Raw genomic sequence first — 22,513 nt, 5'->3', positions numbered from 1 at the left:
CAGCCGCCGCTTCACAATAGTGCAGCAACAGAAAGTTGCACAAGTCAACTCATGTCGCCGCTTGAGGTCTTTGGGCGGTCCCGGTCTGCTTATGGCGTGCCCGACGGATTGACGGTGAGTGTCACCGTGGCGGTATAGCCGGCGGAGACGCTGCCCGTCGCATCGAGAGTGCGCCCCGCATTCTCCGCTGCCGTGTTGTCGCCGAACACATTGTCATTCGCGACGGAGACGGCGCCGAAATTGGCCTGCGACCCTGCATAGGTGGTCGTATCGGCATAGACCGCCGTGCAGACCGCCGTGGGCACGATGAGCTGGCTGACGAGCCGCGCATTGGTGCCGCTATTGGCCAGCGCCAACGACCCGAAGACCTGGACATTGATATGCGGGAAGCGCCCCGCATAGCAGCCGGGCACGATGGTCGTGAAGGTCACCCTGCCATTGGAATCGGTGACCTGCACGCCGCGCAAATAAGTTTCGGCCGGCACGTCGTAGAGCGAGTAGCGGCCCAGCGCATTGGCATGCCAGATATAGATGGCATAGCCGGCGAGGGGCGTGCAGCTGTTGATGGCGTTAAGCGTGATCGTCAGCGTGAGCTGCACGCCGCCGGCGACCGTTGTCGAGCCGATGAAGCTCGACCGGATGTCGCTGCGCACCACGCCGCTCGCGGTCAACACATTGTTGGTCGAGCCGCTCGTCGCATTTGTGCCGTCCGCCGGATAGGGTCCGCGCGTCTCGGACGGGGTTGCGATGCAGACGGGCGTCGGCGTCGCAGTTGCCGTCGGCGAGGGCACCGGTGTCGGCGTGAGCGTGGGGCTTGGACTGGGGCTTGGCGTGGGCGCCACGACCACATTACCGCCGCCGCCCGAATCGGACCCGCAGCCGCCGAGCAAGGCGAAGGTCGCCGCGCCGGACAGCCAGCCGATGGCCTTGCGGCGGCCCAGCAGGGCGCCAAGGCGCATCAGATCTTCGGAAAGGTCGTCGCCATGATGGGGGCTTTCGGCGTGCGACGATCGCGGTTCGGTCGGGGCCATAGTCTCTCTCCCTGTCCGCACCCCCTTTTTCGAAACGCCATCACGAATGAAGGGTTCCCGCGTCAGGCCCGCGCGCTGAACACGCTCCAGCCGGTCGCCTGCGCCAGCCGCTCCAGCGCCAATGTGCCAAGCTGCGAGTTTCCGCTGGCATTGAGGCCGGGCGACCAGACCGCGATGCTGGCCTTGCCCGGCACGACGGCGAGGATGCCGCCGCCCACGCCGGACTTGCCCGGCATGCCGATGCGGAAGGCGAAATCGCCGCTCGCGTCATAATGGCCGCAGGTGAGCATCAGCGCATTGATGCGCCGCGCGCGGCGGGCCGAGACGACCCGTCCCGCCTCCGGCTGCAGTCCGTCCAGCATCAGATAGCGCCCCGCCCGCGCGAGCTGGAGGCAGCTCATCGAAATGGCGCATTGATGGAAATAGACGCCGGTCACCAGCTCGACGGAATGCCGGATATTGCCGAAGGCCCGCATGTAGTTGGCCAGCGCGACATTGCGGAAGCCCGTCTCGGTCTCCGAGCGGGCGATGGCATCGTCCACCACGATCGTCTCGTCATCGGCGAGGAAGCGGATGAAGCGGATCAGCTCGCCGATCGCCTCGCGCGGCATGTGGCCGGAGAGATTGACGTCCGCGACGACGATGGCGCCGGCATTGATGAAGGGATTGCGCGGAATGCCATGCTCCGCCTCGAGCTGGACGATCGAGTTGAAGGCATTGCCCGACGGCTCGCGCCCCACCCGACGCCAGAGCTGATCGCCCACCTTGCCGAGCGCCATGGTGAGCGCGAACACCTTGGAAATGGACTGGATCGAGAAGGGCTGCTCCGCGTCACCGCCCAGCGCGACGCTGCCGTCCGCGCCGATCACCGCCATGCCGAAATGGGCGGGCGAGACATTGGCGAGGCCGGGAATATAGGTCGCGACGTCGCCGCGCTCGGACTCCTGCGCCATGGCGGCGACGATCTCGTCGACGATCTCCTGGATCTGCGCCGCCACGGAGAATCACGCCTTGCCGCGTTCGTCGTCCACCATGTCCGGCGCGAGGTCGAGGCCCGCCTTGCCCGCGGCCGCCGTGTGCGAAGGGGCGTGCGGCAGGTCGACCTCCTCGGGCTCCTCGACTTCCAGCATGCCTTCCCATTTGGTGACGACCGACGTCGCAATCGCATTGCCGATCACGTTGGTCATGGTGCGGCCCATGTCCATGAAATGATCGACCGCGAGGATGAAGGCGACGCCTTCCACCGGCAGGTTGAATTGGGACAGGGTGGCCGCCACCACCACCAGGCTCGCGCGCGGCACGGCGGCGATGCCCTTGCTGGTGACCATCAGCACCAGAAGGATGGTGATCTGCGTGCCGATCGAGAGATCGACACCATAAGCCTGCGCGATGAACAGGGTCGCGAAGGCGGCATACATCATCGATCCATCGAGATTGAAACTGTAGCCGAGCGGCAGCACGAAGCTCGAGATACGGCGCGGCACGCCGAACCGGTCGAGCTGCTCCAGCATCTTGGGATAGACCGCTTCTGACGAGGCCGTCGAAAAGGCGATCAGCAGCGGCGAGCGGATCTGCTTGATGAGATGCGTCATGCGCCGGCCGAGGAAGATGTAGCCGACCAGCGCCAGCACCACCCAAAGCGTGAACAGCGCCAGGTAGAAGGAGCCGAGCAGCTTGCCGAAATCGAGCAGCACGCCGAGGCCCCGCTCCGTGATCACCGAGCAGATGGCGCCGAACACGGCGACGGGCGCGAAGCGCATCACATAGCCGGTCACCTGCAGCATCAGCTCGACGATCGATTCCACCAGCGTGACGATCGGCTTGCCCTTCTCGCCGATGGCGGTGAGCGCCACGCCGATGAACAGCGAGAAGACGACGATCTGCAGCACGCTGTTCTGCGCCATGGCGTCGACCATCGAGGTCGGAAAGACGTGCAGCACGAAGTCGCGCAGATTGAGCGCGGTGGTATCGACGCCGCTCTCCTTGCCCTGCGCGACGAGGCCGATGCCCGCGCCGGGCTGAAGCACGTTGGCGAAGATCATGCCGATCGACAGCGAGATGAAGGCGGCAAGGATGAACCATGCAATGGCGCGCCCGCCGATCCGGCCGAGCGTCGCGCTGTCGTGCATATGCGCAATGCCGGCGACGAGGGTCGCGAAGACCAGAGGCGCAATGATCATCTTGATGAGATGCAGGAAGACGTCGGCCAGCAGATGGAAATAGCCCGCGACATCCTTGGCGGCGGCCGGGTCACTGCCCAGCATGGCATTGAGGACGACGCCGAGGAGCAGGCCGAGCGCCATGCCAATACCGATCTGGAAGGTGAGATTCTTGCCCATGTCGTCCCCATTGAACCGCGCGCGGCCGGCTTTGGTCGCCGGCATATCTGCGCGATGCGTATCAGGGCACCTCGCGGCACGCAAATCGCGCCGGGGAAAAGAAAGGGGTTGCCGCCTGACGGAGTTCCGAAGCCGACATCACAGCGAAAGCTCCGCAGATCGACATCGGCGACGTTGCTGCAATCCTGCACCGGCAGGCATTCGCATGCCGGCGCGATGTTCGGTCATGAGGATGACTTCGCTCGGCTGGTCCGTCCCCGCGGAATCAGGTCACCGCATGCTTAACCAATAATCAACCCACATTGGCGAAAAGGGTAAACAACTGGTGACGACAATCGAAGAACATCGGATCGCGAATGGACAAAGGACTTATCGCCGTCGCACGTCGTCGCGAGGCCTGGCGGCTTCAGGCAATCCGTTTCTGTGACAACCGGCGTGGCGCGGCCGCCATCGAATTCGCCATTATCGCAGCGCCCTTCATCGCGCTGCTGCTGGCCGTCGTCCAAACCACCCTGATCATGTTCACCCAGCAAGTTCTGGAAACCACCGCCGAAAGCGCGGGGCGCGGCATCCGGACCGGCGTGGTGCAGAAGAACGGTGTCAATCAGTCCGCTTTCAAAACACAGGTTTGCGGCACCTTGCCGAGCTTCATGTCCTGCAAGGACGTCATGGTCGATGTCCAGGTCGCGAACAGCTTCGATGCTCTCAATAGCAGTACACCCGCTCTGAGCTACGACGCGCTCGGCAACGTCACCAACAGCTGGAACTACAAGCCTGGCAACACGGGCGATATCGTCATCATGCGTGTCATGTACCAGGCGCCAGTCGTGCTGGGTCCGCTCGGCTTCACCCTCGCTAACATGAAGAACGGTCGCCGGCTGCTGATTGCGACCTCCGTGTTCAAGAACGAGAGCGTTTGAGATGCGTGCGATCGCGCGCATCTGGTGGACGATCCACAACGATCGGCGCGGCATGGCCGCGACCGAGTTCGCGCTCGTCGCGCCGTTTCTCATCCTGCTCTATGTCGGAAGCTTCCAACTTGCCGATGCTATCGCCGCTTCCCGCAAGGTGACCGTGACGACCCGCTCGCTGGCCGACCTCACCTCCCAGTATATTTCCGTCTCAACGACCGACATCGACGTGGTGCTCAAGAGCGCAAGCAAAGTCATCACGCCCTATGACGCCACGGAAGGCACCTTCATCGTCACGCACATCACGACGAACGGCGGCGGCCACTCCAAGGTCGACTGGAGCCGCAGTTACAATGGCAAGACCACCTCCGAGGGTTACGCGAAGAATACGAAAATGGACCTCCCGAGCAGTGCCGCCAAGCTCGGAAGCAGCATCATCATGGCCGAAGTGTCCTATGAGTATCGGCCCTATGTGGCGCCTTCCATGCTGCGCGCCCTGACGCTGACCGACACGATCTACATGTTGCCGCGCCGGTCCTCTTCCATCGCCAGGAATTGACGAGAGAGCAGCGAACCCATGTCTTTCCCTTCCGCATTGATGCGTCGCCTGGCCAGGCATGAACGGGGCAATGTGCTCATGATCACCGGGCTGTCGATCGTGCCGCTGGTGTTCAGCGCGGGCATGGTGATCGACTATTCGCGCGCCGCCCGGCTCCAGACCAAGATGAATGCGATCGCCGATGCGTCGGCGCTCTACGCGGTGAGCCAGTCCATGATGAGCGAGAGCGACTCCGCCGCCAAGAAGCAGGCCAAGGCCTTTTTCGACGACCAGGCCGCCACGCTCGAGGGCTTGGTCTATGCCAATAACGTCACGATCTCCGTCTCCGACACCACGTCGCCTTCGCTCAAGCGGGCCGTGACCGTCACTTATGCCGGCGCTTCCACCAACATCTTCGGCGCGATCCTCTCGCGCGCGACCATCGCCATCGGCGGGACGGCATCGGCGAGCGCCACAACCGCCCCCGACATCGATTTTTACATGCTGATCGACACGTCACCCTCCATGGCCCTGCCGGCCACGAGCGCCGGGCTGACCGCGCTGACGAAGGCGACCAAGGGTTGCGCTTTCGCATGTCACCAGACCGATACCAGCGCAACCAATCCCGGCAATACCTACATGGTCGGCGGGAAATATGTCGATTATTACTATCTGGCGAAGACCGATCTCAAGCTGACGCTGCGCAACGACCTCGTCAATCAGTCAGTCGAAGATCTGATCGATCTGGCGGACGAAACCGGCGATGCCAACGGCGCCACCTATCGCATGGCGCTGGGCAATTTCGACTGGAGCTACCATTCGATACAGGACACGCCGACGACGCTGAGCGCCGCCAAGGCGAAAGTGTCGCAGGCGCAACTGCTGACCGTCTGCCGCAACAATCAGCGGGTTTGCGGTGTCAGCGACAGCGACATGCACACCAATTTCACGGCGGCGCTGACCGCCATGAACTTGCTGCTGCCGATCCCGGGCAACGGCACCAAGAAGGCCGGCGACACGCCCAAGGCGATCATGTTCCTCATCACGGACGGGATGCGCGACGAAAATCTCGCCGGGGTGCGCAAGCTCGGACCGGCGCCAACGGCGCTGTGCGATACGATCAAGGGCAAGGGCGTGAAGCTCGCGGTAATGTATACCGAATATCTCTGGGAATCCGCGTCCGACAGCTGGTCGATCACAAATGTGCGCAAGCCCTATCTGGACACGCCCGAGAAGATCAGTCCGGCACTCGAGAGCTGCGCGTCGCCGGGCCTCTTCTACAAGGTGACGACCAACAGCGACATGTCCGCGGCGTTGGCGGACCTGTTCCAGAAAGCCGTGGAAGCCGCGCACCTGACGCAATGACCGGTCCCCATCATGACGCGACCGTTCGGCATCTTCGCCGCTTTCCGCAGGAACGAAGCGCGGCCGCTCAACTACCGAGAAGATGAAGCGCGACCTGCCGTTCATGCGGCGCGCGGCGATGCTCGATCAGATAGAGTCCCTGCCATGTGCCGAGCGCGAGACGCCCGTCAGCAGCGCCTTGATATGGGCCGGCATGTCATCAGGCCCTTCGTCGTCATGCGCATATGGATGATCCTCGGGCGCAACCCGGTCGAGCCAGTCGATGAGATCGCGCTTCACCGCCGGCGCTGCATTCTCCTGGATCGTGAGCGAAGCCGATGTGTGACGGCAGAAAAGCGTCAGCAGCCCGTCGCTCATGCCTTGCTGTGCGACCCATGACGCAACGTCGCTGGTGAACTCGACCATCGCCCGGCCGGGTGTGCGCAGCCGGATGAGGCCGGTCGCCTGACGCAGCTCAGCCATGACCGCTCAGGCGCAGCCCTCGATCCACTGGACTTGCTCCCACTGGCCGATGCGCCAGGACTGGACCTGCTTGCCGTCGGTCTCCGCGATGAGGCCGCGCGGCGCGCCATCCTCATGCACGACCAGATAATGACCTTCCGGGCCGGTATAGGGATGCAGCTCGACCCTGGCCTTGCCGCCCAGCCGCTTCAGCGCCTCCGCCTCGCTCTGGCCGACGCGAAGGCCGCCGGGGCCTTCATGCCGCTTGTCGCCGACATCGATGCGCGCGATGCGCTCGCCATCCATCATCACGGCGAGGTCGGGCATGTCCTTGAAGGTCGCGTAGGTACAGGTGGACTCCTCGTCGAGCGGTTCGTCCTGCCCCGCAACGGCGAGGCCCTCGTGTTCCATCTCCCTCAGCGTCGCGCCGATTCGGATCTTGCCGAGACTGTCGAAATTCTGAGGCACCGGCGCGGGCGCCGTATCCAGTACGACCTCGTTGACCGCATTGACGGCGGCATTGGTCACGATCTCCGCCGCATTGGCCGCCTTGTTCTCGGCCGACTGATCCGTCTTCGGGCCGCCGCAGGCCGCAAGCCCGGCCAGAGTCAGCAGCGGCAATAGCCGCGCGAAGGAATGAGTCAGCCGCATTGCGCCCGGTGTAGCAGAGCCTGATCGGCCAGTACCAGCGCGACCATCGCCTCGACCACCGGAACGCCGCGAATGCCGACGCAGGGGTCGTGCCGTCCCTTGGTGAACATCTCGGTCGCCGCGCCGTCGCGCGTGATGGTCTCCTGCGGAATGAGGATCGAGCTGGTCGGCTTGAAGGCGACGCGGATCCTGACCGGCTGGCCGGTCGCGATGCCGCCCGCAATACCGCCCGCGTGATTGGCGAGGAAGCGCGGCCCGTCTTCATTGCCCGGCCGCATCGGGTCGGCATTCTCCTCGCCGCGCAAGCGCGCCGCCGCAAAGCCGTCGCCGATCTCCACGCCCTTGACCGCATTGATGCTCATGCAGGCTGCGGCCAGCTCGCTGTCGAGCTTGGCATAGAGCGGCGCCCCCCAGCCAGCCGGCACGCCGGTCGCCACGCATTCGACCACCGCACCAAGCGAGGAGCCATCCTTGCGCGCGCCATCCACCAAAGCTTCCCAGCGTGTGGCCGCCTGCGCATCGGGGCAGAAGAACGGGTTCTGGCCGATCTGCGCTTCATCGAAACGGGCGGCGTCGATGGCGTCGCCGCCAATCTCGCTCACATAGCCGATGATGCGCACCTGCGGGATGACCAGCCGCGCCACCGCCCCGGCCGCCACGCGCGAGGCGGTCTCGCGCGCCGAGCTGCGTCCACCGCCGCGATAATCGCGAAAGCCATATTTGGCGTCATAGGCATAATCGGCATGGCCGGGCCGATAGGCGATGGCGACATCCGAATAATCCTTCGAGCGCTGGTCGACATTCTCGATCATCAGGCTGATCGGCGTGCCGGTCGTCTTCCCCTCGAACACGCCGGAGAGGATGCGGACCTGATCCGGCTCCTGCCGCTGCGTCGTGAAGCGCGACGTGCCCGGCCGGCGCTTGTCCAGCCAGGGCTGCACGTCGCTCTCGGACAGGGCGAGGCCCGGCGGGCACCCATCGACCACCGCCCCGATCGCCGGGCCGTGGCTCTCGCCCCATGTCGTGAACCGGAAGACCCGACCGAAGGTGTTGAAGCTCATTCCGCAATCATTTTTCGAGCGCGATGTCCGGCGCGTCCTCGGCCTTCATGCCGATCACATTGTAGCCGCCATCGACATGATGGATTTCGCCGGTTACGCCGGAGGACAGGTCCGAAAGCATGTAGAGGCCGGCCCCGCCGACATCCTCGATCGTCACATTGCGACGCAGCGGCGAGTTATACTCGTTCCACTTGAGGATATAGTTGAAGTCGCCGATGCCGCGCGCGGCCAGCGTCTGGATCGGGCCGGCGGAGATGGCGTTCACGCGGATATTCTCCGGCCCCAGGTCCACGGCGAGATATTTGACCGAGGTTTCCAGCGCGGCCTTGGCGACGCCCATCACGTTGTAGTGCGGGATGACCTTCTCGGCGCCGTAATAAGTGAGCGTCAGGATCGAGCCACCATCGGGCATCATCGCCCGCGCGCGCTGCGCCACTGCGACCAGACTGTAGGCCGAGATGTTCATGGTCATCAGGAAATTGTCGAGCGTGGTGTCGTAGAACTTCCCGCGCAGCTGGTTCTTGTCCGAGAAGCCGATGGCATGGACGACGAAATCGATCGTCGGCCAACGCTCTGCCAGCGTTCCGAACGCGACATCGAGCGCCGCCATGTCCGATACGTCGCACTCGATCAGGAAATCCTGCCCGAGTTGCTCGGCCAACGGGCGCACGCGCTTCTCCAGCGCCTCGCCCTGGAAGGAGAAAGCCATCTCGGCACCCTGGGCGTGCAGCGCCTTCGCGATGCCCCAGGCCAGTGATTTTTCATTGGCGAGCCCCATGATGAGACCCCTTTTGCCCGCCATCAGGCCAGTCATTTCGCCGCTTCCTCCGTCTCGTCCACTGCCTCTTCCTCGTCGGGAAAATCAGCCAGCGCCGCATTGAGTTCGGCGCCAATTACCACGCCAAGCCCAATGATGAAGAAAAAAATGAGGGCGATCATCGCGCCTGCAAGGCCGCCATAAGTGAGATTATAGTCGGAGAGATTCGACAGGAAGACCGGGAGCAGCAGGGTCGTCACATACCACCACAGCGCCGTGAGCAGTGCGCCCGGCCATTTCGGGAAGCGATCGCTGCGATAGGCGCTCGGCGTCAGCGCGTAGAACAGGCCGTAAAGCGCCAGAAACAGCACCGCCGTCGGCACCAGCCGCGTGGCCGTGATAATGTTGATCGCGAAGTCGGCGAACGGGAAAAGCTGCTCGAGCAAGGTCTCCGCCGCTGCGAGCAGCACCTGCAGCGAGAGCGCGACGAGCGCGCCCAGCACGCTGACGATGATCAGCCCCATCGCCCGCAGGCGATAATGCCAGAAGGGCGCGGTCGAGCGCGATCCATAGGCACGGCGCAGGATGTCGCGGATCGTTTCGATGAGGCTTCCGACCGTCCAGAGCCCGACCAGCGCGCCGATCCAGAGCAGATTGCCCGTGCGCGCGGTCAGTACGTCGACGATCGCCGGACGCAACACATTGGCGACGCCGGGCGGGACGGTCAGCAGGAAGCCGTTGACCGTCTCCAGCCCCGCCTGCGTGCGCCCGAGGATCTGCGCGACCGCGGCGGCGAGGATGAAGAAGGGAAACAGCGCGACAAGCGTCAGATAGGCCAGATTGCCGGCATGGATGAATCCCTCCGAATAGACGCCGACCGCGACGCGCTTGACGACGATCAGGCTGCGCGACCCGAGCCGGCTCTTCTCGATTTCCTCGCGCAACCGAACATGCCGCTTGCGCCGTTCTTCCGGCGACTGGGGGGAGAGGCCAAGCATTATCTCAGGGCCGGGACGCGGAGCACATCATACGGCCACCAATCCTCAGACATGCCGCCCGTTCCCCAACACCGTTCGCCCCGAGCTTGTCGAAACCTGTCCCGAGCGCCTGCCTTGGCAGGCAGTCGAATGGGGCCGTCCTTCTTTCAAGGAAGAACAGCGTTTCGACAACCCCGGATCGGGTCCGGGACCGAACGGATGAGGGTCGTTCGGCCGCTCAGGGCTTCCGTGCAATCACCAGCGAGTAGTAGCCGCACGTGGCCGTCGCCTCGCAATCGACGAAGCCGGCCTTGCCGAGCAGCGCCTTGAACTCGGGCAGGGTGAACTGCCGTCCCTGCGTGCCGTAGAGCATCAGCACCGAGAAGGAGGCCGGCGTCGTCGGCCCGTCCAGATTGTCGTTGATCAGGGCCTCGTGCAGCATGATGCGCCCGCCCGAGGGGAGCGCGTCGAACGATTTTCTGGCCAGCTCGAGGCAGGTTTCATCGCTCCAGTCGTGGAACACGTTCGAGAAGAAATGCGCGTCATAGCCGCTCGGCCAAGGCTGACGGAAGAAATCGAGCGGCACGGTATCGACCCGGTCCGCGACTTCGCCCTCGTCGATATATTTCTGCGCCGCCGTACACATCGTGCCGAGATCCAGAACCGATCCGCGCAACTCCTTCCAGCGCTGAGCGACCGCGATGGTGAACACGCCCGATCCTGCGCCGATATCGAGGAAGCGCTTAACATCGGCGAACACGGGGTGCTGCGCCACGCCGATCGCGGGCGCGCAGCTGTGCGCATGCATGAATGCGGCAATGCCGATCGCGCGATCGAGCGGGATGTCGCCCGCTTCCCAGCCCTGCGCATTGTCGCCGCCTTTGGGCTTGGCATCCGGCGCCAGCGCGGCGAGGAGCAGTTCGGTGCCCGGCGCGCTGGCCCGGAAACCGCTCAGCAGCGCACCCCAGTAGAAATTACTGGTCTTGACCAGATAGTTGCGGCTGGTCGGCGTCAGGCCATAGCGCCCGTCGCGCCGCACGAGGAAGCCGAGGCCGCAGAGCAGGCTGTTCGTAATGCCGAGCGCGCGCGCATTGACGTCGCACCTGGCGGCCAGGTCGTCGAGCGCCAGCGGCCCATCGACGAGCGCATCGAAGAGGCCGATATCGTCCGCCGCCAGCATGGCCGGCAGATTGTGCATGGCGAGCCACGCATCCCAGATCAGCCGATCATCGACCGGCGGCGAAAGATATTGTCCCTTCATGGAAACTGCCCCTCCCGGATCGCCGCGCAAGGCGGCATAGTTGTCGAATCAGACAAAGGTCCCATGCGGCGGCCATCCCTGCCGCACAAGGCCTCATCGAGGGAAGAGATGCACCGGGGCGACAATATCCGTCTGTCCTCATTGGGTAGAAGGGTGGTGCGCGAGCGGAAGATCCGGCTGCGCGGGTTCTCGATACGTCCCTTCGACGAGTTCAGAGGCGCTCAAGATGAACGGAGCTGGGGCCGATGTGGGCTGCATTGACAAAATTACCGGCCTGCGACATAATATTACGGTCCGCTAAGACGCGATTTGGGAGAGATCGGGCTCGGTGAGCTCGACGCCGAAGGAGCAACCGGTCCCGGAAACTCTCAGGCACAAGGGACCGGATCGTCAGGACAGTCTGGAGAGAGGCGTCGCGCCGGGCGCCCACCGAAGGGGAACGGTTCGCGCTGCGGATCGACGCTCTCAGGTAACCGAACAGACGGGACTTCACGCAGTTTCGAGCGTGATCAGTCACGGGCAGTTCGGGAGACGGTTTTTGGCAAATGTGATGATCATCGGCGCCGGTATCACCGGTGTGACCACGGCCTATGCGCTGGCCAAGGCCGGGCATGATGTGACCGTCCTCGACCGGCACCGCTACCCCGCGATGGAAACCAGCTTCGCCAATGGCGGCCAGCTCTCGGCCAGCAATGCCGAGGTGTGGAACAGCTGGAGCACGGTGATGAAGGGTCTGGGCTGGATGATGCGCCCCTCCGCGCCTCTGCTGGTGAACCCCAAGCCGAGCTGGCACAAGCTGAGCTGGATGGCCGAATTCTGCGGCGAGATCCGGCATCATGACGCGCACACGGTCGAGACGGCCCGCCTTGCCATCGCCGCGCGCCAGCATCTCTTCCGCATCGCCGAGGAGGAAGGGATCGATTTCGATCTCGAGCGCCGCGGCATCCTCCATGTCTATCATGACGAGCGCACTTTCCGCGCTGCGGCCAAGGGTAACGAACTGCTGCTCGCCGCAGGCCTGGAGCGCTATGCGGTGAGCGCGGAGGAAGCGCGCGCGATCGAGCCGGCACTCACCGGGCCATTATATGCAGGCTTCTACACGCCGTCCGATTGCACGGGCGATATCCACAAGTTCACGCGCGGCCTGGCCGAGGCGTGCGAACGGCTGGGCGTCGTCTTCCGGCAGGATTGCGATGTCGAGCATATCGAGCCGGGCACGGACGCGGTCCGCATCACGCTCGCTGGGCCGGAAGCCGAGGTGCTGCTGTGCGACCGGCTGGTCGTCTGTGCGGGCGTTGCCAGCCGCAAATTCGCGTCCAGCGTCGGCGACCGGGTGAACATCTATCCGGTGAAGGGCTATTCGATCACGGTGATGCTGCACGACGAGGCCAGCCAGAAGGCCGCGCCGCATGTCAGCCTGCTCGACGAGAGCGCCAAGATCGTGACCAGCCGCCTTGGCCCGGATCGCTTCCGCGTCGCGGGCACGGCCGAGTTCAACGGCTATAATCGCGATATCCGCAACGATCGGATCGCCCCGTTGATCGAATGGTCGCGCAAGCTCTTCCCGAACATGGAAACCGATGTGGTCGTGCCCTGGGCTGGTTTGCGGCCGATGACGCCCTCGATGATGCCCAAGGTCGGACCTGGGCGGCATCCGCGCATCCTCTACAATAGCGGCCATGGCCATCTCGGCTGGACGCTCTCGGCAGCCACGGCGGAAATGCTGAGCGCGCAGGTGCATTGAAAGCAGGCTTTTGTCTGTCCGGTCGCCAAAGGCTGAGACGAAAGGTCACACTAAGGTCACACTATCGCGCGTGGTCTCCGCCCTCGGCACCGGCGGCGGGAAATGGGATTTTCGGACCTGGGAAAGAGCTCGGTCCGGCGTGCCACGGGGCAGTTGGTGCAGGACGGCGATTTCTCGGAGGGCGCCTTGCGGCTTGCCAAGAGAGGGTCTCCTGCTGCCGTGGATTTGCGGGTTTGATGGTTGAATCTGTTCACCTTCCTGTGACATGTTCAGGCGACGTTCGTCCAAAACCGCTATCCCGAGAGACATGTCGCTGATTTCCCGCCTGCTTTTCGCGTGCCTGATCGTCCTGCTGCCCCTGTCCGCTGTGAACGCGCAGACCGCGACGCGCCCGGCGCCTGGCTATGTGCGCGTGCGGCTGGAGACGAGCATCGGCAATATCGTGCTGGCGCTGGACGCCAAGCGCGCGCCCAAGACGGTCACGAATTTCATGATCTATGTCGATGACGGTCGGCTCGACAATACGAGCTTCTATCGGGCCTATCGGCGCAAGGACAACAAGGCGCTGGGCTTCGTGCAGGGCGGCATCGATACCGAGGCGCGGCGCGTCTATTTCCCGACGGTTGAGCTGGAGCCGACCAACCAGACCGGCATCCAGCATCTCGACGGCGTCATCTCGATGGCACGGCATAAGGACCCGAACAGCGGCACCGGCAATTTCTCGATCCAGGTCGGCCCCAATCCGACGCTGGACGCGCGGCCAGGCTATCAGGGATATGCCGCCTTCGGCCGGGTCGTCGCGGGCATGGACGTCATCAAGCGCATTCTCGCGCTGGATACCTGCTGCGGGCGCGGCGTCATGTTCGGCCAGATGATCAAGAAGCCGATCAAGATCATCAAAGCCGTACGGCTGGATGGCGTCGCGAAGCCGAGCGGTGCCGTGAAGCCCTGGCTGATGCGGCCACGCGCGCCGGGGAAATAATCCAGTCTCCGTTTCGTTGGCGTTGCTCCGGGCAACTGCCGGTGCGCTCACCGCGCCAGCAGCGCCCGTGCCTGACCCGCCAGTTCGGCGACCATGGCCGTCGTCGGTGGACCGGCCGCCTGCGCCCGCGCGACCAGCTGGCGATATTTGGCGACCGCGGCCTCATGCTTGGCCAGCCAATCGGTCACGAAGGCATTGCCTTCCTTGTATTTGGCGCCCGACAGGAAGGCGAGGCGCATCTGCTGAAGATCGCGCGCGCTGCCCGCGATGAGCAGGCGTTCCCAGGGATCGGCCGGGCTCATGCGCGCGGCCTGGCCCTGCAGCCAGTCGATGCCGAGCGCCTGCCCCAGATGGGTGAAGGCCCGGGCGACCTGAATCTCGTCCTGGCCGAGGTCGCGGGCAAGCATGGCGAGGCCGATGGCGCCGTCCATCTTGACCAGCATGACGACGCGCGCAGCCAGCGCACGGCTGACGCCAAGCGCAGTGAGCTCATCCATCAGCGCTTCCGCTCGCCGCGCCGGCTCGGGCTGGAGCAGGCTATCGACATCCTTCATCAGCGTCGTCATGGCAGGCGACAGCGCAGTGATGGCGCCCGCCGGACGCATGCTCGCCGGAAGCGAACGATGCGTGTCGCCGAGATGCCCGGCAACGGCATTGGCCACCTGACGATAGAGAGCGAGGCGCGCCTGTTCGCTGAGCTTCGCGCCGTCGATGTCATCCCAGAGCTTGCGCAGATCGAAGAGCTGCTCGACGATGACGAAGGCGCGGGCGATTTCGTCGAGCGTGCTGCTCGACTCCTCCGCCAGCGTGAACGGCAGGATGACACCGAGCCGGTTGACGATGCGGTTGGCGAGCTTGGTGGCGATGATCTCGCCGCGCAGCTGGTGGGCCGCGATGGCATCGGCCTCGCGCTCCTGCATCTGCACGGGGAAGGCGCGCATGAGATCGCCGGTGAGCGCCTCGTCGGTGGCAAGGCTCGAGCTTTCGATCGCGGATTGAAGCGCGAGCTTGGCGGTCGAGATCAGCACGGCCAGCTCGGGCCGGGTGAGGCCCAATCCGTCTCCAGCCCGGCGCAACAGCTCCTGATCGCCCGCCAGACCCTCCACGCGGCGATCGAGATGCCCACCTGCTTCCAGCGTCGCGATCAGGCGCACATAGGAGGCGAGATCGTCGGCGCCGCCGGACTGCGCGATCGAGAGGCCGAGCGCCTGCAGACGGTTGTCCTCCAGAACGATCTTCGAGACCTCGTCGGTCATCTCGCGCAGCAGGACGTTGCGATCATCCTCGGGCAGGCGGCCTTCGATCATCTCCTTGTTGAGAGCGATCTTGATGTTGACCTCATTGTCCGAGCAATCGACGCCCGCCGAATTGTCGATGAAGTCCGTGTTGATCCGCCCGCCGCGCAGCGCGAAGGCGATACGCCCGGCCTGCGTGACGCCAAGATTGGCGCCCTCGCCGATCACCTTGGTGCGCAGTTCCTCGGCATCGACGCGCAGACGGTCGTTGGCCGCATCGCCAACCTCGGCATTATTCTGATTGGCCGCCTTGATGTAGGTGCCGATGCCGCCGAACCACAGCAGGTCGGTCTCGGCCTTGAGCAGCGCCGTGATGAAAGCGGCCGGTTCCATGGCGGTCTCGCTGGTGCCGACGATCGCCTGCATTTCCTTGCTGAGCGGGATCGACTTGAGGCTGCGCGGGAAGACGCCGCCGCCCTTCGAGATCAGCTTCTTGTCATAATCGTCCCAGCTCGAGCGCGGCAGCTTGAAGAGGCGCGCGCGCTCCTTCCAGCTCAGGGCCGGATCGGGATCGGGATCAATGAAGATGTGCCGATGATCGAAAGCGGCGACGAGCCTGATCGCCTTGGACAGCAGCATGCCGTTGCCGAACACGTCGCCGGACATGTCGCCGACGCCGATAACGCGGACCGGCTCCTTCTGCACGTCGATGCCCATCTCGGCGAAATGACGCTGGACGCTGATCCAGCCGCCGCGCGCCGTGATGCCCATCGCCTTGTGGTCATAGCCGTTGGAACCGCCGCTTGCGAAGGCATCGCCCAGCCAGAATTTCCGCTCGACGGCGATGGCATTGGCGACGTCGGAGAAGGTGGCGGTGCCCTTGTCGGCGGCGACCACGAAATAGGGATCCTCGCCATCGCGCACGACGACGCCCTTGGGATGGATCACCTTGCCCTTGACGATATTGTCGGTGACCGAGAGCAGGGAGCGGATGAAGATGCGGTAGCTCTCCGTGCCTTCCGCCAGCCAGGCGTCGCGGTCGGATGCGGCCGGCAGCTGCTTGGGATAGAAGCCGCCCTTGGCGCCGGTCGGCACGATGACGGCGTTCTTGACGCGCTGCGCCTTCATGAGGCCGAGAATCTCGGTGCGGAAGTCGTCGCGCCGATCGGACCAGCGCAGACCGCCGCGCGCGACGCGGCCGGCGCGCAGATGAATGCCCTCGACGCGGGGCGAATAGACCCAGATCTCGCGCCAGGGCAGCGGCTTGGGGAGGCCGGGAACCTGTGCCGAATCGAGCTTGAAGGCGAGCGCTTCCTGCGCGGCCGGTGAGAAGGCGTTGGTGCGCAAGGTCGCCTTGATGACCGAGCGGTAGAGCCGCAGGATGCGGTCATCGTCCAGGCTGTGTACGCCCTGAAGTGCGGCGTCGATTGCCTTGTCGATCTCGTCGGCATCCCCGGTGTCGCTGGCGCGCTCGGGATCGTGCAGCGCGAAGAACAGATTGAGGAGTTGCCGGGCGATGCCGGATTCGCGGCGCAGTGCCTCCACGACGGTCGAGAGGCCGTAGGAAATGCCGGTCTGGCGCAGATAGCGAAAGATGGCGCGCAGGAAGACGATGTCGCGCGGGCCGATCCCGGCTGTGACGATCAGCTCGGCGAAGCGGTCATTCTCCGCCCGGCCTTCGAGCACGGCGTCAAGCGCCTCGGCCACGGTCGCGGCGCGATCCAGCACTGGCGCGGCGAGGCCGCCATCCTGCCGCTCCAGCGAAAAGCGCTGGATATGCCCGAGCGAGCCGTTGGGCGAGCCGTCCGGCGAAACCGGTGTGCTGCGCTCTTCCAGCGCGCGGAAGCCGAAATTCTCGAGCGCAGGCACCGCCTCGGACAGGATCAGCGGCTCCAGACTGTAGATCTTGACGCGAAGCGTGCGCTCGCCGTCGCTGTCCGCGCGGTAGAAGCGCACGTTGCGCTCGCCAGGACCACCGAGCTTGTGGAGCTCCATGATGTCCTTGCTCGCTTCGGCGGCACCAGTGCTTTCACGATAGGCTAGCGGAAGCCCAGGCGCATAGCGCTGGGCCAGCACGGCGGCGCGATTGCCCTCGCCGAGATCGGCAAGGCCTTGCTCGACGGCCGGCACCCAGCCGCGCAGCATCTGCTCCAGTTGCCGGTCGAGCGCCGCGGCATCGGGCATCTGGCCGCCGTCGCGCATGTCGAAGGTATAGCGCACCAAAGCGAGGCCGCTTTCCTCCAGCGCGATCGACCAGCCGAGCAGGCCGGCATTGGCCGCCGAACTGAGCATATGACCGATCGCCTCGCGGCGGTTGGTCGAGAGATCGTCGCGCATCATCCAGGCGAAAGCGAAAAGATGGCGGCCGAGTGCATCGGGCACCAGCTCCAGCTTGGGCCGAGGCCGGTCGGCAAGCGACATGGCGGTGAGCGTGATGCGTTCGCGATGCTCGGGCTGGAAGGCCAGCATGAGATCATGAGGCAAGGTCGTCAGCGCATGCACCATCGATTTGGCGGCGTGGCCGCCCGGATCATAGCCGAACCGCGCCATCAGGCCCGAGAGCGTGTCGCGCAGACCGGGAATATCCTCCGGCCGGGTCGCGAGCGCCGCGCTGGTCCAGAGGCCGGCATGGATCGAGAGCGCGGTAAGTTCTTCGCCCTCGCGCACCGGCACGATGAAGAGGTCGATCAGCACATTGCGATGCACGCGCGAATGGCGGTTGGACTTGAGGATCAACGGTCCGGCATTGCCTGCGTCGAACCAGGCGAAAGCCTCGGCGATGCGATTCGGCGAGAGCATCGGCGTGTCGGAAACGGTGCAGATGCCCTTGGCGCGGCTCGCCTTGCCATTGCGGGCGCGCACTTCATGGCCGAGCAGGGTGAGATTGCCCTTGAGCAGCCAGCGCAGCAGGTCGCCGCCTTCGGCCGAGCCGAGCCGATTGGCATCGGCATTCATGACGTCGATCATCGCGCGCCATCCGGCAACGGCCGCGCGCACATGGGCGAGGGCCACGTCGAGGGCTTTGGCGAGCGCCTGGCGGCCCTTCGCGTCCAGACGATCGGTCTCGATATAGATGAAGGATTCGCGCTCCGCGCCGTCCTCGTCTCCGATCGCGATCAGGCGGCCCTCAGCGTCGCGATGGACGGAAAGGATCGGGTGCGCGAGCAAGTGAATGACCAGCCCCGCCTCGCTCAGGCAATTGCCGATGCTATCGACGAGGAAGGGCATGTCCGCGTTGATGATGGCAAGGCGCTGGCGCCGTGCGCCGCCTTCGCCACGCAGATCGTCTCCGCCACTATCGACCAGGATCGCCGTGTCGCCTGCCTTGCGAACCGCTGCGGCCTCCGCGACGAAGACAGCAGCTGCATCCAGCGAGCCGACTAGGGCATCGCGATCGCTGCCATGCAGTCCCTCGATGAGGGCAGCCGCGATGATGGGGGTGACGGGTTTGTCGATTTGAAGCGTTGCGCTCATGCCATCCTCTCTCGATGGTCGCGTCAGGGCCGGCACTGCGTCGCGCCGTACTCTTCCCAGTTAGACCTCCGCTGCCCCGACCGCAACAGCATGCGGCCTATAGGCGCGGAATATTATTATGCGATCGAGAAACTTTTATAAAGTGCTTCGTTCGACATTCAGATCCGCTTGGAGGCTGCAGTGTAGACTCGCGCGGTCAGCCGGTCGGCCTCCGGGAGCGCCGCGACCAGAGTGAGCGAGCCATCGGCCTCACGGCGCATGACGACCACGGCAAGGCCCGCCTCATCAAACGCCAGCATGTCCGCTTCGATGGCGCGCGCCTTGCCCAGCTTGCGGCGCGCGCGGCTATTCGGCTTGACGGGCGCGACCGCGGTTTCGCCGCGCTTGGCGGCACGGACGCTGGCGACGAGACCCTTGAGGCCGCCCGGTGTTTCGTTGAGATAGGCCGTCAGCGCGCCGGGGGCCATGTCCCGCGCGAGACCATGCTCGATGGCGCAGACGAACTCGGTGAGGCGCGTCTTGTCGTAAGTGACGCCGAAGACCAGCTTTGCGAGCGCGGTCAGCGGGCTGCGGGGCTGCACCTCGATGCCGCTGTCGGCCAGCAATTCGGCATAATCATCGGGCCGGGCCTGCGCGACCACCGCGAAGGCATGGGCAAGGCCGATCGCGCGATAGAGCGCGGCGCGGGTGCGGCCCTCGCTGGCGTGGGCGACGGCGGCCGCCTCGCGGGCAAGCGCAAGCGAATCGCCGAGCGCGGTTTCATCGTCGATCGAAATCGCGACAGACGCGGAGTCGATCTCCTCGTCCGCGAAATTATCGTCCGCATCCGCGCCGACAAGGGCGAAGGAGGCGGGCGGCTCGACGGCGATCATCTCGGCCGTCAACTCGAAGGCGTCATCCTCGTCGTCATCTTCGTCCTCGCCGAAGCCCAGGTCCGAGAGCGACGGACGATCCGCCCAGATCGGCGCGGTTTCCGCAATCGCCGGGGAAGGCGGCACGGACGCCACGACTTCGGCCGCGATGCTGTCCGAAAGATCGTCGCTGGCGACTTCCTTCCAGTTGATGACGCCATAGACGAAGTCGATCGTGTCGTCGTCGGTGGAAAAGGGCATCATGATGCCGCGGTACATGATCTCGTTGCCGCGCTGGTTGGTGAACTCGGCCTCGAAGCCGATCGGCGCGGCATTGGCGATGATCTGCAGATAATGATCGGTGAGTCGCGACAGCAAAGTGCGTGGCGGAATCTCGTTGGCGCGGTCGATCTTCGTCGTGACGTCGCATTGCGCTGCAAGCGCCGTGCCCAGAAAGGCGATCGCGGGATTGTCGATCCCGCTGGTGAAGTCGAGCAGCACGCTGTGCGAGCCGAAATCCTCGATTTCCGCGGGATTGAGATCCTCGATGCAGGGCAACGTACGGTCGCCGAGCAGGGACGCCCAGTAATTATAGGCGCGGATGTGCATGCGCCGCTCATCGAAACGCACGATCGGCGGCGCCTCCAGGGCCTCGTCGAGCATCATGGCCTCTTCAGCCTGGCTAAGCCCCTGTGCATCCATGTTCCGACCCGTCAATCCGCTGTTTCGACGGCCGGCATCTTGCGCCAGAAAGGGTAAATGCGCGGTAAAGACCTTGTTATGGTAACCCGTCATTAGGGATCGGGCTCTATCGGCTTGTCAGGCGAGGCCGCTGCTGATAAGCGCCGCCGCTGCACGGGCTAGTCCCGATCCGGAGCCGCTTTAGCTCAGCCGGTAGAGCATCGCATTCGTAATGCGAGGGTCAGGTGTTCGAGTCACCTAAGCGGCACCATTTTCTATAATAATTTCAGCTGATTATGTCAGGCGCACCGAGCGCTTGGCGACTCTTATAATGACTATTATAATCAGGCGCTGGATAGCGAAGCTCTTGAGATTCTTGCCATTTCTAGGAAAACCGAATCAATTCTTATCCAAAGAGGGCTGAGTCTCTACAAGCAGCCTCTCAGTAAGGGCAGGGGCAGCCCAAATTGGTATGCTCGTGTCTATCTCCCCATGTTTGGCCGATCCGTCCATACCAAGAGCACCGGTACGACGGATGAGAAGCTCGCTCGCCAGATCGCCCAAAAATTTTATGGGGAGTGTCTCGTCCAAAAGGGCATCCAGGATGACACATTGCCTGCCGCCCACCAGGCCGTTCAGAAGCAAAAGCTTCGCTTCGACCGTATCGTTGATCAGTGGCTCAATAAGCTCGAAGCTGATGCAGGAGATGACGAGAGGAGGCTCCGTCATCTGAACGACTGCAAAGGATCGGCACTTGGGAAAACGGGCTTCGCTACATATTTCGGTCGAGCAGACGTCAATTCGATCACGCCGGATAGGATCGACGATTTTCTAGCGTTTAAGAAGGCAAATAGCCCAAAAGGTCAGCTTGCCGCCACGACCATCAAGCGCAACCTTGTGCTGCTCAATGTCGTGCTGAAATTCGCCCACCATGCTCGTCTGCTGACCCACGTGCCGGCAATGCCCAAGGTCAAGACGAAGGATAACCCAAGGGCGTGGTTCTCTCACGAAGAGTATAGGCGCCTCCACCTGGCTGCTCGAGGCCGGGGTAGGGCAGCAAAGAAAGCAGGCAAGCTTGCCGAGGCGGTTGGATGGTTTGAGCTTTCGGATTTCATCATCTTCATGGTCGCATCATTCTTGAGGCCGGGAGAGTGGCCGGCGCTTAAGCATAAGCACGTGAAGATCGTGGAGGGTGAAAATGCTCATCTTCAGCTAGCGATCACCCAGAGCAAAACGTTGAAGCGGATATCGGTGACCATGGGTCCGGCGGTCAGCGCCTACAAAAGGATCGCCGAGAGGAACGGGAAAAATCCAGAGGCATACCTGTTCAAGGCAGAATACGCCAATCGTCAGACGGCTCGAGAGAGAATGGCTGATGCTTTCGAAGGTCTGGTGAGCGAATTGGGCTTGAAGGTAGATGTCTTCGGCAACAAGCGTTCGACTTATAGCCTTCGGCACACCGCATTGATGCTTCGGTTCACAAAGGGTGCTGAGGTGAACGTCCTCGCCTTAGCAAAGAACGCTGGTACCAGCGTCGATCAGCTTGAACGCTTCTATCTCAAGAGGATCAATCCCGCCGATCTCATAGCTAACCTTCAAAGTTTTCGATAGCGCCGCTCCGGACTAACAAAGACAATAATATCAATATCTTATAATACTTTCATGTTGAACGAAATTGCGTTTGGCCATATATTGCTAGGGTGACAACGCCCTCACTTCCAGCAGATCAGCAAGTCCCTTTCAATTTGGTCGTGACTCTCCTTCGAACCATAGAAGTTCCGCCCAGCCGAGGCGTGCTGCTCCACATCCTTGCTTCAGCGGCCGCCATCATCGTCGAGGCAAATCCGGCGCTGTCTGCTCGTAGCCACTTTCGGCAAGCTGGGATGGAGTTCGGCGAGCTAGTGGGTGCACAATTCGTTTTGCTTTCGGTCGTCGAAGGCGTTCAACCTGAAATTCATGGTCCCATGACCTGCAATATCTTCGCTGTCACCGAATGGGTTGGAGAGCCTTCAATGGTGTGCGATGAGCACTCGGAGCTTCGTTGGTTCACCCGGGACTGTCAGATATTTTGTGCGCGAGGCCGGTTGTCGTCATCAGATGACGAACCGCTCGCCGAAGATCACGGCGAACTGGGTTTTTGCCTCGGCCCACTCGCGCGGTGGCCGTTTCCATTCATCGGCGGCCTTGTTGAGTACGAGGTATAGCAGCTTCATC

The 22,513-nt window shown here is 63.7% G+C and carries 16 protein-coding genes, 1 tRNA gene, 1 pseudogene and 2 riboswitches; of the genes and pseudogenes, 7 read left to right on the top strand and 11 right to left on the bottom strand.

Annotated features, from left to right (window positions below; all coding sequences use genetic code 11):
* Positions 1–89: 89 nt before the first annotated feature.
* The 3 genes from KM135_RS13335 to KM135_RS13325 all read right to left on the bottom strand — a co-directional run bounded on the left by KM135_RS13335 (position 90) and on the right by KM135_RS13325 (position 3,370).
* Positions 90–1,031: a dioxygenase family protein gene (locus tag KM135_RS13335; protein WP_221714518.1), complete on the bottom strand. Its 942-nt coding sequence runs from the start codon at positions 1,029–1,031 to the stop codon at positions 90–92.
* A gap of 62 nt (positions 1,032–1,093) precedes the next feature.
* A complete protein-coding gene (locus KM135_RS13330) occupies positions 1,094–2,029 on the bottom strand; it encodes a glutaminase (protein ID WP_221714517.1) in 936 nt (311 codons plus the stop codon).
* Between the two features lie 6 nt (positions 2,030–2,035).
* Positions 2,036–3,370: a dicarboxylate/amino acid:cation symporter gene (locus KM135_RS13325; protein WP_221714688.1), complete on the bottom strand. Its 1,335-nt coding sequence runs from the start codon at positions 3,368–3,370 to the stop codon at positions 2,036–2,038.
* A gap of 356 nt (positions 3,371–3,726) precedes the next feature.
* On the opposite strand from KM135_RS13325, the gene KM135_RS13320 reads away from it, so the two are divergent.
* From KM135_RS13320 to KM135_RS13310, 3 genes are read left to right on the top strand one after another with little or no spacing between them, the layout of a single operon-like run.
* Positions 3,727–4,290 carry a TadE/TadG family type IV pilus assembly protein gene (locus KM135_RS13320; RefSeq protein ID WP_221714516.1) on the top strand — a complete coding sequence of 188 codons (564 nt, stop codon included), beginning with the start codon at positions 3,727–3,729 and terminating at the stop codon, positions 4,288–4,290.
* 1 nt (position 4,291) lies between these two features.
* The gene (locus KM135_RS13315) at positions 4,292–4,840 is read left to right on the top strand and encodes a TadE/TadG family type IV pilus assembly protein (protein ID WP_221714515.1); all 549 of its coding nucleotides are present in this window, start codon (positions 4,292–4,294) and stop codon (positions 4,838–4,840) included.
* 18 nt (positions 4,841–4,858) lie between these two features.
* On the top strand, positions 4,859–6,184 hold the full coding sequence (locus KM135_RS13310) for a TadE/TadG family type IV pilus assembly protein (RefSeq protein WP_221714514.1): 1,326 nt from the start codon (positions 4,859–4,861) through the stop codon (positions 6,182–6,184).
* A 67-nt stretch (positions 6,185–6,251) separates the two neighbouring features.
* Here the strand turns inward: KM135_RS13310 and KM135_RS13305 are convergent.
* The 6 genes and pseudogenes from KM135_RS13305 to KM135_RS13280 form a co-directional block, all read right to left on the bottom strand.
* A pseudogene (locus KM135_RS13305) lies at positions 6,252–6,637 on the bottom strand (secondary thiamine-phosphate synthase enzyme YjbQ).
* A 15-nt stretch (positions 6,638–6,652) separates the two neighbouring features.
* Complete coding sequence (locus KM135_RS13300; protein ID WP_221714513.1) at positions 6,653–7,276, bottom strand: hypothetical protein; 624 nt, start codon at positions 7,274–7,276, stop codon at positions 6,653–6,655.
* Positions 7,267–8,337 (bottom strand): chorismate synthase, encoded by a 1,071-nt coding sequence (gene aroC / locus KM135_RS13295; protein WP_221714512.1) that lies wholly within the window; start codon positions 8,335–8,337, stop codon positions 7,267–7,269. Before aroC ends, KM135_RS13300 begins: the two co-directional genes overlap by 10 nt.
* Before the next feature lie 7 nt (positions 8,338–8,344).
* Positions 8,345–9,151, bottom strand: coding sequence for an enoyl-ACP reductase FabI (gene fabI, locus KM135_RS13290; RefSeq protein WP_221714511.1), 807 nt, complete (start codon positions 9,149–9,151; stop codon positions 8,345–8,347).
* Positions 9,148–10,092 carry a YihY/virulence factor BrkB family protein gene (locus KM135_RS13285; protein WP_221714510.1) on the bottom strand — a complete coding sequence of 315 codons (945 nt, stop codon included), beginning with the start codon at positions 10,090–10,092 and terminating at the stop codon, positions 9,148–9,150. Before KM135_RS13285 ends, fabI begins: the two co-directional genes overlap by 4 nt.
* A 217-nt stretch (positions 10,093–10,309) precedes the next feature.
* Entirely contained in the window at positions 10,310–11,332 is a 1,023-nt protein-coding gene (locus tag KM135_RS13280) for a methyltransferase (RefSeq protein WP_221714509.1), read from the bottom strand.
* A 300-nt stretch (positions 11,333–11,632) separates the two neighbouring features.
* Positions 11,633–11,727: riboswitch (glycine riboswitch) on the top strand.
* Position 11,728: 1 nt separating this feature from the next.
* Positions 11,729–11,817, top strand: a riboswitch (glycine riboswitch).
* 62 nt (positions 11,818–11,879) lie between these two features.
* Here KM135_RS13280 and KM135_RS13275 point away from each other — a divergent pair.
* Together KM135_RS13275 and KM135_RS13270 are read left to right on the top strand one after the other, a co-directional pair.
* The gene (locus tag KM135_RS13275) at positions 11,880–13,076 is read left to right on the top strand and encodes a D-amino acid dehydrogenase (RefSeq protein WP_343228199.1); all 1,197 of its coding nucleotides are present in this window, start codon (positions 11,880–11,882) and stop codon (positions 13,074–13,076) included.
* Positions 13,077–13,383: 307 nt separating this feature from the next.
* Positions 13,384–14,058 carry a peptidylprolyl isomerase gene (locus KM135_RS13270; RefSeq protein WP_221714507.1) on the top strand — a complete coding sequence of 225 codons (675 nt, stop codon included), beginning with the start codon at positions 13,384–13,386 and terminating at the stop codon, positions 14,056–14,058.
* A gap of 47 nt (positions 14,059–14,105) precedes the next feature.
* Here KM135_RS13270 and KM135_RS13265 read toward each other — a convergent pair whose 3' ends face one another.
* Both KM135_RS13265 and KM135_RS13260 read right to left on the bottom strand, forming a co-directional pair.
* The gene (locus KM135_RS13265; RefSeq protein ID WP_221714506.1) at positions 14,106–18,767 is read right to left on the bottom strand and encodes an NAD-glutamate dehydrogenase; all 4,662 of its coding nucleotides are present in this window, start codon (positions 18,765–18,767) and stop codon (positions 14,106–14,108) included.
* Between the two features lie 158 nt (positions 18,768–18,925).
* Complete coding sequence (locus KM135_RS13260) at positions 18,926–20,284, bottom strand: PAS domain-containing protein (protein WP_246606095.1); 1,359 nt, start codon at positions 20,282–20,284, stop codon at positions 18,926–18,928.
* 210 nt (positions 20,285–20,494) lie between these two features.
* On the opposite strand from KM135_RS13260, the gene KM135_RS13255 reads away from it, so the two are divergent.
* Together KM135_RS13255 and KM135_RS13250 are read left to right on the top strand one after the other, a co-directional pair.
* Positions 20,495–20,570 (top strand) — tRNA-Thr (locus KM135_RS13255).
* A gap of 221 nt (positions 20,571–20,791) precedes the next feature.
* On the top strand, positions 20,792–21,910 hold the full coding sequence (locus KM135_RS13250) for a tyrosine-type recombinase/integrase (protein WP_221714505.1): 1,119 nt from the start codon (positions 20,792–20,794) through the stop codon (positions 21,908–21,910).
* Positions 21,911–22,513 lie beyond the last annotated feature (603 nt).

Source organism: Sphingobium xanthum, from assembly GCF_019737615.1.
GTDB lineage: Bacteria > Pseudomonadota > Alphaproteobacteria > Sphingomonadales > Sphingomonadaceae > Sphingobium > Sphingobium xanthum.
The sequence above is the reverse complement of the archived record's forward strand: the minus strand, read 5'-3'. Positions and strand labels throughout refer to the sequence as shown.

What these genes read in the sequence shown, in the direction of transcription:
- KM135_RS13300 (WP_221714513.1), bottom strand. Translation starts at nt 7,276, where the DNA reads ATGCGGCTGACTCATTCCTTCGCGCGGCTATTGCCGCTGCTGACTCTG.
- KM135_RS13320 (WP_221714516.1), top strand. Translation starts at nt 3,727, where the DNA reads ATGGACAAAGGACTTATCGCCGTCGCACGTCGTCGCGAGGCCTGGCGG.
- KM135_RS13265 (WP_221714506.1), bottom strand. Translation starts at nt 18,767, where the DNA reads ATGAGCGCAACGCTTCAAATCGACAAACCCGTCACCCCCATCATCGCG.
- KM135_RS13280 (WP_221714509.1), bottom strand. Translation starts at nt 11,332, where the DNA reads ATGAAGGGACAATATCTTTCGCCGCCGGTCGATGATCGGCTGATCTGG.
- aroC (WP_221714512.1), bottom strand. Translation starts at nt 8,337, where the DNA reads ATGAGCTTCAACACCTTCGGTCGGGTCTTCCGGTTCACGACATGGGGC.
- KM135_RS13335 (WP_221714518.1), bottom strand. Translation starts at nt 1,031, where the DNA reads ATGGCCCCGACCGAACCGCGATCGTCGCACGCCGAAAGCCCCCATCAT.
- KM135_RS13285 (WP_221714510.1), bottom strand. Translation starts at nt 10,092, where the DNA reads ATGCTTGGCCTCTCCCCCCAGTCGCCGGAAGAACGGCGCAAGCGGCAT.
- KM135_RS13315 (WP_221714515.1), top strand. Translation starts at nt 4,292, where the DNA reads ATGCGTGCGATCGCGCGCATCTGGTGGACGATCCACAACGATCGGCGC.
- KM135_RS13325 (WP_221714688.1), bottom strand. Translation starts at nt 3,370, where the DNA reads ATGGGCAAGAATCTCACCTTCCAGATCGGTATTGGCATGGCGCTCGGC.
- fabI (WP_221714511.1), bottom strand. Translation starts at nt 9,151, where the DNA reads ATGACTGGCCTGATGGCGGGCAAAAGGGGTCTCATCATGGGGCTCGCC.
- KM135_RS13250 (WP_221714505.1), top strand. Translation starts at nt 20,792, where the DNA reads ATGTTTGGCCGATCCGTCCATACCAAGAGCACCGGTACGACGGATGAG.
- KM135_RS13310 (WP_221714514.1), top strand. Translation starts at nt 4,859, where the DNA reads ATGTCTTTCCCTTCCGCATTGATGCGTCGCCTGGCCAGGCATGAACGG.
- KM135_RS13260 (WP_246606095.1), bottom strand. Translation starts at nt 20,284, where the DNA reads ATGATGCTCGACGAGGCCCTGGAGGCGCCGCCGATCGTGCGTTTCGAT.
- KM135_RS13270 (WP_221714507.1), top strand. Translation starts at nt 13,384, where the DNA reads ATGTCGCTGATTTCCCGCCTGCTTTTCGCGTGCCTGATCGTCCTGCTG.